This window comes from Streptomyces bobili (assembly GCF_002154575.1).
In the GTDB taxonomy this organism is placed as follows: domain Bacteria; phylum Actinomycetota; class Actinomycetes; order Streptomycetales; family Streptomycetaceae; genus Streptomyces; species Streptomyces bobili.
Map to the genome: position 1 here is coordinate 1 of NZ_MUBA01000114.1, position 5,738 is coordinate 5,738.

8 protein-coding genes are annotated in these 5,738 nt (G+C 71.2%); 3 read left to right on the forward strand and 5 right to left on the reverse strand.

Translation table 11 applies throughout. From position 1 onward, the window contains the following. Window positions 1-408, reverse strand: a 408-nt coding sequence (locus BZL64_RS10300; protein ID WP_143663076.1) for an FHA domain-containing protein, incomplete at its 3' end; no start/stop codon positions are given. A gap of 63 nt (window positions 409-471) precedes the next feature. Next, window positions 472-882 carry a hypothetical protein gene (locus BZL64_RS10305; protein ID WP_086768306.1) on the reverse strand — a complete coding sequence of 137 codons (411 nt, stop codon included), beginning with the start codon at window positions 880-882 and terminating at the stop codon, window positions 472-474. A gap of 340 nt (window positions 883-1,222) precedes the next feature. On the opposite strand from BZL64_RS10305, the gene BZL64_RS10310 reads away from it, so the two are divergent. Then, window positions 1,223-1,528, forward strand: a complete 306-nt coding sequence (locus BZL64_RS10310) for a DUF1905 domain-containing protein (protein WP_167396116.1) — start codon at window positions 1,223-1,225, stop codon at window positions 1,526-1,528. Here the strand turns inward: BZL64_RS10310 and mgrA are convergent. Further along, on the reverse strand, window positions 1,518-2,510 hold the full coding sequence (gene mgrA / locus BZL64_RS10315) for an L-glyceraldehyde 3-phosphate reductase (protein WP_086768308.1): 993 nt from the start codon (window positions 2,508-2,510) through the stop codon (window positions 1,518-1,520). The two genes, BZL64_RS10310 and mgrA, sit on opposite strands and share 11 nt — an antisense overlap. Before the next feature lie 147 nt (window positions 2,511-2,657). On the opposite strand from mgrA, the gene BZL64_RS10320 reads away from it, so the two are divergent. Beyond that, window positions 2,658-3,542 (forward strand): LysR family transcriptional regulator, encoded by an 885-nt coding sequence (locus BZL64_RS10320; RefSeq protein ID WP_086768310.1) that lies wholly within the window; start codon window positions 2,658-2,660, stop codon window positions 3,540-3,542. A gap of 79 nt (window positions 3,543-3,621) precedes the next feature. After that, a complete protein-coding gene (locus BZL64_RS10325; protein WP_086768312.1) occupies window positions 3,622-4,137 on the forward strand; it encodes a mycothiol transferase in 516 nt (171 codons plus the stop codon). Here BZL64_RS10325 and BZL64_RS10330 read toward each other — a convergent pair. Together BZL64_RS10330 and BZL64_RS10335 are read right to left on the reverse strand one after the other, a co-directional pair. Next, entirely contained in the window at window positions 4,119-5,189 is a 1,071-nt protein-coding gene (locus BZL64_RS10330) for an adenosine deaminase (RefSeq protein WP_086768314.1), read from the reverse strand. The genes BZL64_RS10325 and BZL64_RS10330 overlap by 19 nt on opposite strands. A gap of 55 nt (window positions 5,190-5,244) precedes the next feature. After that, window positions 5,245-5,628, reverse strand: coding sequence for a VOC family protein (locus BZL64_RS10335; protein WP_086768316.1), 384 nt, complete (start codon window positions 5,626-5,628; stop codon window positions 5,245-5,247). Between the last annotated feature and the right edge of the window lie 110 nt (window positions 5,629-5,738).

The following is a 5,738-nucleotide window of genomic DNA, read 5'->3' on the forward strand; positions in this document are numbered from 1 at the left end:
GGGCAGGGGGCGGACGGTGGTGGGGCGCCGGAACGTCCCGGTCACGGCGGGGTTGGCCACCGCGGAGGGGCGCTGCGGTGCCGGCCTCGGGCGGCCGGTCAGGACGGCGCACGGGCCGTCGTCGGGGCTGCCGAAGCGGATGACGCTGCCAGGTCCGATGCCCCATTCGTGGACGCGGCGCCCGTCGGCGTAGGTGCCGTTGGTGCTGTGCTCGTCCGCGAGGGTCCAGTGGTCTCCGTCGGGGCGCAGCACCGCGTGGTGCCAGGAGACCCGGGCGTCGTCGAGGACGATGTCGCTGAGCGGGTCGCGGCCGACGCGGTAGTCGTGGCCCGGGATCATCACCGTGGCGCCCGTCTCGGTCTCCAGCACGAGTTCGGGTGCGGTGGGGTTGATCGGCGATTCCGCCATGCGGGAATTCTACCGATTCGCACCCTTGTGCGCCGGGTGGGAGATCCGGTCGCGGGCGTCCGGTCAGCCGACCGGCATCACCAGTGGCGGGATGGTCCGCTGCATACGCAGGGCGTCGACGGACTCGGCGAGCAGCTCGTACTCGGTGGTCTCGTCACTCACGGCGATCCGTACCAGTCGCCCGACAGCCAGTTCGTCGGCGACCAGTTCCTGCCGGTCGAGGTCGGCGCACCAGGCCCGCAGCAGGCGGGGGACGTCCGGCGCGGTGTCGGCGACGGGGACCAGGGCGTGCGGCGGGATGCGCGTACTCTCCGGCTGCGGGTCGAGCCGCTCGGCGATCCAGGAGGCACGGTCGCGCAGCCACCACAGCGCGAGCGCCAGCGTCGGGGCCCGGTAGGTGCCGAGCGGTACGCCGATACGGCGGCCGTCGCACACTCCGTACGCGGTGACATGGCACAGGAATTCGTCGTGCACGTCCTTCTCCCCCGTCGCTCGCTGCCGGTGCGGGCCTCGCTTTCCGTGCGGCTCCTGCGGGATGAACTGCCCCTGCTGTTTGAGTATGTTGACTACTGAAACACTGTCACCATGCTTTTTTGGCCAGTCTCTTGGCATATTCCACGCCGTTCATGGCCGAAATACGGCGGGCGGGACGTGGGCTCCGTCAATACGGGGAGGTAATCGACCCCCAAGGCGGGTGTCGGAGCCTGACCGATGAATTCACTCGCTCGCGGCGGTCTGCCCCGAAGAGGGCCGGAAGAGGGCCGGAAGAGGGCCGGAAATGAAGACCGGAAGACCGCCGCGAGTGGAGGACGTCATGGCTGCCGAGGGACAAGTGGAACACCGGGAACGCGTGGAAGCGGAATTCGACGCCGTCCTGCGCAAGAGCCCCGGGAACGGCGGCTGGACCTATGTGATCTGGCCGGAGTCCGTCGATTTCTTCGGCACCCGCGGACTGGTCAAGATCAGCGGAACCGTCGACGGACATCCGTTCCGGAGTTCGTTCATGGCCCTCGGGGACGGCACCCACAAACTCCCCGTCAAGGCCGAGGTGCGCAGGGCCATCGGGAAGAAGGAGGGGGACGTCGTCACCGTCCGCCTGACGGAACGGCTCAGCCGTTGATCACCGCGTCGATGCGGGCCAGCTCGTCCGCCTCGAAGTCCAGGTTGTCCAGGGCACCGACGCTGTCCTCGATCTGCCGGGCGCTGCTCGCGCCGACGAGGGCGGAGGTGACCCGGCCGCCGCGCAGCACCCACGCCAGCGCGAGCTGGGCCAGGGACTGGCCGCGGGACTTGGCGATGTCGTCGAGGGCGCGCAGCTTGCCCACCAGCTCGCCGGTCAGTGCCTCGGAGTTCAGGAAGGGGCTGTCGCTCGCGGCCCGCGAGTCCTCCGGGATGCCGTCGAGGTAGCGGGCGGTGAGCACGCCCTGCTCCAGCGGGGAGAAGACGATGGAGCCGACCTGGAGCTCGTCCAGCGCGTCGAGCAGGCCCTCGCTCTCGGGGCGCCGGTCGAGCATCGAGTAGCGCGGCTGGTGGATGAGCAGCGGGGTGCCCAGCTCGCCCAGGATGCGCGCGGCCTCGCGGGTCTGCTCGGCCGAGTAGTTGGAGACGCCGACGTAGAGCGCCTTGCCCTGCTGGACCGCGGAGTGCAGGGCGCCCATCGTCTCCTCCAGCGGAGTCTCCGGGTCGGGGCGGTGCGAGTAGAAGATGTCGACGTAGTCGAGGCCCATCCGGGTCAGGCTCTGGTCCAGGGAGGACAGCACGTACTTGCGCGAACCCCACTCGCCGTACGGGCCCGGCCACATCAGATAGCCGGCCTTGGTGGAGATCACCAGCTCGTCGCGGTACGGCGCGAAGTCGGCCTTCAGGAACTCGCCCAGCGCGGACTCGGCGGCGCCGGGCGGCGGGCCGTAGTTGTTCGCCAGGTCGAAGTGCGTGATGCCGAGGTCGAAGGCGCGGCGCAGGATGGCCCGCTGGGTCTCCACGGGACGGTCGGGCCCGAAGTTGTGCCACAGTCCGAGCGAGAGCGCGGGGAGCTTCAGGCCGCTGCGTCCGGTGCGCCGGTAGGGCATGTGCGCGTAGCGGTCGGGGTGTGCGGTGTACAACGCGACTCCAGGAGGGGGGTTGGCTCGGAAGTTCGGTCCGTGGCAACCGTAGATCGGTTCGCGGGACCTTCACCCACTCTCGCCCTGCCTGCGGGTAGTGGTCCAACAGAAGAATCCGATGGTATTCAGCGGCTACGCTTCTCAATCATGGAACTGCGCCACCTCCAGCACTTCGTCGCGGTCGCCGAGGACCAGCACTTCACCCGTGCCGCCGAACGCCTGATGGTCTCCCAGTCGGGGCTGTCGGCGTCCATCCGCGCGCTGGAGCGCGAACTGAGGGCGCCCCTGTTCGTCCGTACCACCCGTCGGGTGACGCTGACCGAGGCGGGCCGCGCGCTGCTCGCGGAGGCGGAACGGATCCTGGCACAGGTACGGGCCGCCCACGAGGCGGTGGCGGCCGTGCAGGGCGTGGTGCGCGGCACCCTGTCCGTGGGCACCGAGCAGTGCATCGCCGGGGTGCATGTGGCGGGGCTGCTGGCCGCGTTCCGGCGGCGCCACCCGGACGTGGAGATCCGGCTGCGGCAGTCCGGCTCGGGCGCCCTCGCCGAGGAGGTGGCCGCCGGACGGCTGGACCTGGCCTTCGCCTACCGCACACAGGCGGACAGCGAACAGCTGCGCTCCGCGTCACTCACCGACGAGCCGATGTACGTCCTGTGCCATCCCGACCACCGCCTCACCGGCGCCGCCGCCGCGCTCACCCCGGCCGACGTCGCCGACGAGGTGTTCGTCGACTTCCACCCCGACTGGGGCCCGCGCCGCGCCACCGACGCGGCCTTCGCGGCGGCCGGGGTCCGCCGGACGGTCGCGCTGGAGGTCAACGACGTGCACAGCCTGCTGGACCTGGTGGACGAGAACCTCGGCATCGCCGTCGTACCGCGCCACTTCCGGCACAAGCGGGAGGCGCTCACCGCGCTGCCCCTCAAGGGGACCGGCGAGGTGGTGTACGAGACCGTCGCGCTGCTGCCGCCCGCCCGCGCGACCAGCCCGGCGGCACGCGCGCTGATGGCCCTGCTGGAGACGGAACACGGGTGACGGGACGCGGGTGGCGGAACGCGGGCGGGAGTCCTGCCGAGAGGCGGCGCCTGGGCGGCGGGTTTGCGATGGTGGACGTATGCACGCGAAGGACATCCTCATCGACGGCTACGGCCGCATCCAGGAAGAGGTCCACGCCGCCGTCGGAGGCCTGGACCCCGACGACCTGAACGCCCGGCCGACCGCCGAGACCAACTCGGTCGCCTGGCTGGTCTGGCACCTCACCCGTGTCCAGGACGACCACATGGCCGACGCCTTCGGCCTCGATCAGGTGTGGCTGTCACAGGAGTGGGAGAAACGGTTCGGCCTGGACCTGCCACGCCTGGACACCGGGTACGGGCACAGCGCGGCGAAGGTCGGCAAGGTGCGGGTCACCGACGGCGGCCTCCTCACCGGGTACTACGACGCCGTCCACGCGCAGACGCTCCAGGCGCTGCGCGGGGTGACCGCGGCGGAGCTGGAGCGCGTCGTGGACGAGCGCTGGGACCCGCCGGTCACGCTCGGCGTACGCCTGGTCAGTGTCCTGTCCGACGATCTCCAGCACGTCGGACAGGCCGCCTATGTGCGCGGGCTCCTTCAGAGCGCGGCGGCGTAGCCCGGCAGGACGACGTCCTGGATGAGGGCCTGGCGCTCGTCGAACGGGATGAACGCGCTCTTGAGGGCGTTCACCGTGACGGTGCGCAGGTCCTCGACCGTCCAGCCCGCCTCCTCGACCAGCAGCGACATCTCGCGGGTCATCGTCGTCCCCGAGACCAGACGGTTGTCGGTGTTGAGGGTGACGCGGAAGCCGAGGTCCTTCAGCGCGGTGATCGGGTGCTCGGCGATGGAGGTGGCCGCGCCGGTCTGGAGGTTGGACGTCGGGCACATCTCCAGCGTGATACGGCGGTCCCGCACCCAGCCGGCCAGGCGGCCGAGCTTGCCGTCGACGATGTCGTCGGTGATGCGCACGCCGTGGCCGATGCGCTGGGCTCCGCAGACCTGGAGGGCCTGGTGGATGCTGGGCAGGCCGTGGGCCTCACCGGCGTGGATGGTGAAGGGGACGTTCTCGCGGCGCAGGTGCTCGAAGGCGTCCAGGTGGTCGGCGGGCGGGAAGCCGTCCTCGGCGCCCGCGATGTCGAAGCCGACGACGCCCGCGTCCCGGAAGGCGACGGCGAGGTCGGCGGCCTCGCGGACGCGGTCGAACATCCGCATCCCGCAGAGCAGGGTGACGACCCGGACCGGAGTACCGGCCGCGGCGGCCTTGGCCATACCGGCCGCGAGGCCCTCCTGGACGGTCTCGACGACCTCGGCGAGGGCCAGCCCGCCGTTGGTGTTCAGCTCGGGGGCGTAGCGCACCTCGCCGTACACGACACCGTCGGCGGCCAGGTCGAGGACGTACTCCTCCGCCGTGCGCAGCAGGCCCTCGCGGGTCTGCATGACGGCGAGGGTGTGTTCGAAGGTCGCTATGTAGCGGACCAGGTCGCCGGAGTTGGCGGCCTCGAAGTACCAGGCGGCCAGCTCGTCGGGGTCGGTCGTCGGCAGGGTGTGGCCGACCGCGGCCGCCAGCTCGACGACGGTGGCGGGGCGCAGACCGCCGTCGAGGTGGTCGTGCAGGACGGCCTTGGGGAGCCGGCGGAGGGTGGCGGTGTCTACGCGCGTAGCGGTCATGGCGGGTCTTTCCTCGGGCTGGACGGGCTGGGCGGTGGGGCGGGTGCGGGGCCGGTCAGCCGGCGGGCTGGAGCAGGTCCCAGCGGTTTCCGTAGAGGTCCCGGAAGACGGCGACGGAGCCGTACGACTCGTGGCGGGGCTCCTCCAGGAAGGTCACGCCGGCGGCGCTCATCCGGGCGTGGTCGCCCGCGAAGTCCTCGGTGTGCAGGAAGAAGCCGACCCGGCCGCCGGTCTGGTCTCCGATCCGGGAGCGCTGGGCGTCGTCCTTGGCCCTGGCGAGCAGCAGGCCGGTGCCCTCCTGGTGCCCGCCGGGCCGCACGACGACCCAGCGGGAGCCGTCGGGGCGGGCCTCGTCCTCGACGAGCCGGAAGCCGACCGCCTCGGTGTAGAAGCGGATCGCCTCGTCGTAGTCGTCGACGACGAGGGTGACCNNGGTTATACGTAAAACTTGGCGGGCGCCAGTCCTTTCCGGAGGGGGCGGGTCCGCAGGTCCTCCGGAAGGGTCCGGAGGCCTAGGCCTGGCGTCCCGTGCGTGTCTGGACCGGAGAC

What these genes read in the sequence shown, in the direction of transcription:
- BZL64_RS10330 (WP_086768314.1), bottom strand. Translation starts at nt 5,189, where the DNA reads ATGACCGCTACGCGCGTAGACACCGCCACCCTCCGCCGGCTCCCCAAG.
- BZL64_RS10310 (WP_167396116.1), top strand. Translation starts at nt 1,223, where the DNA reads ATGGCTGCCGAGGGACAAGTGGAACACCGGGAACGCGTGGAAGCGGAA.
- BZL64_RS10320 (WP_086768310.1), top strand. Translation starts at nt 2,658, where the DNA reads ATGGAACTGCGCCACCTCCAGCACTTCGTCGCGGTCGCCGAGGACCAG.
- BZL64_RS10325 (WP_086768312.1), top strand. Translation starts at nt 3,622, where the DNA reads ATGCACGCGAAGGACATCCTCATCGACGGCTACGGCCGCATCCAGGAA.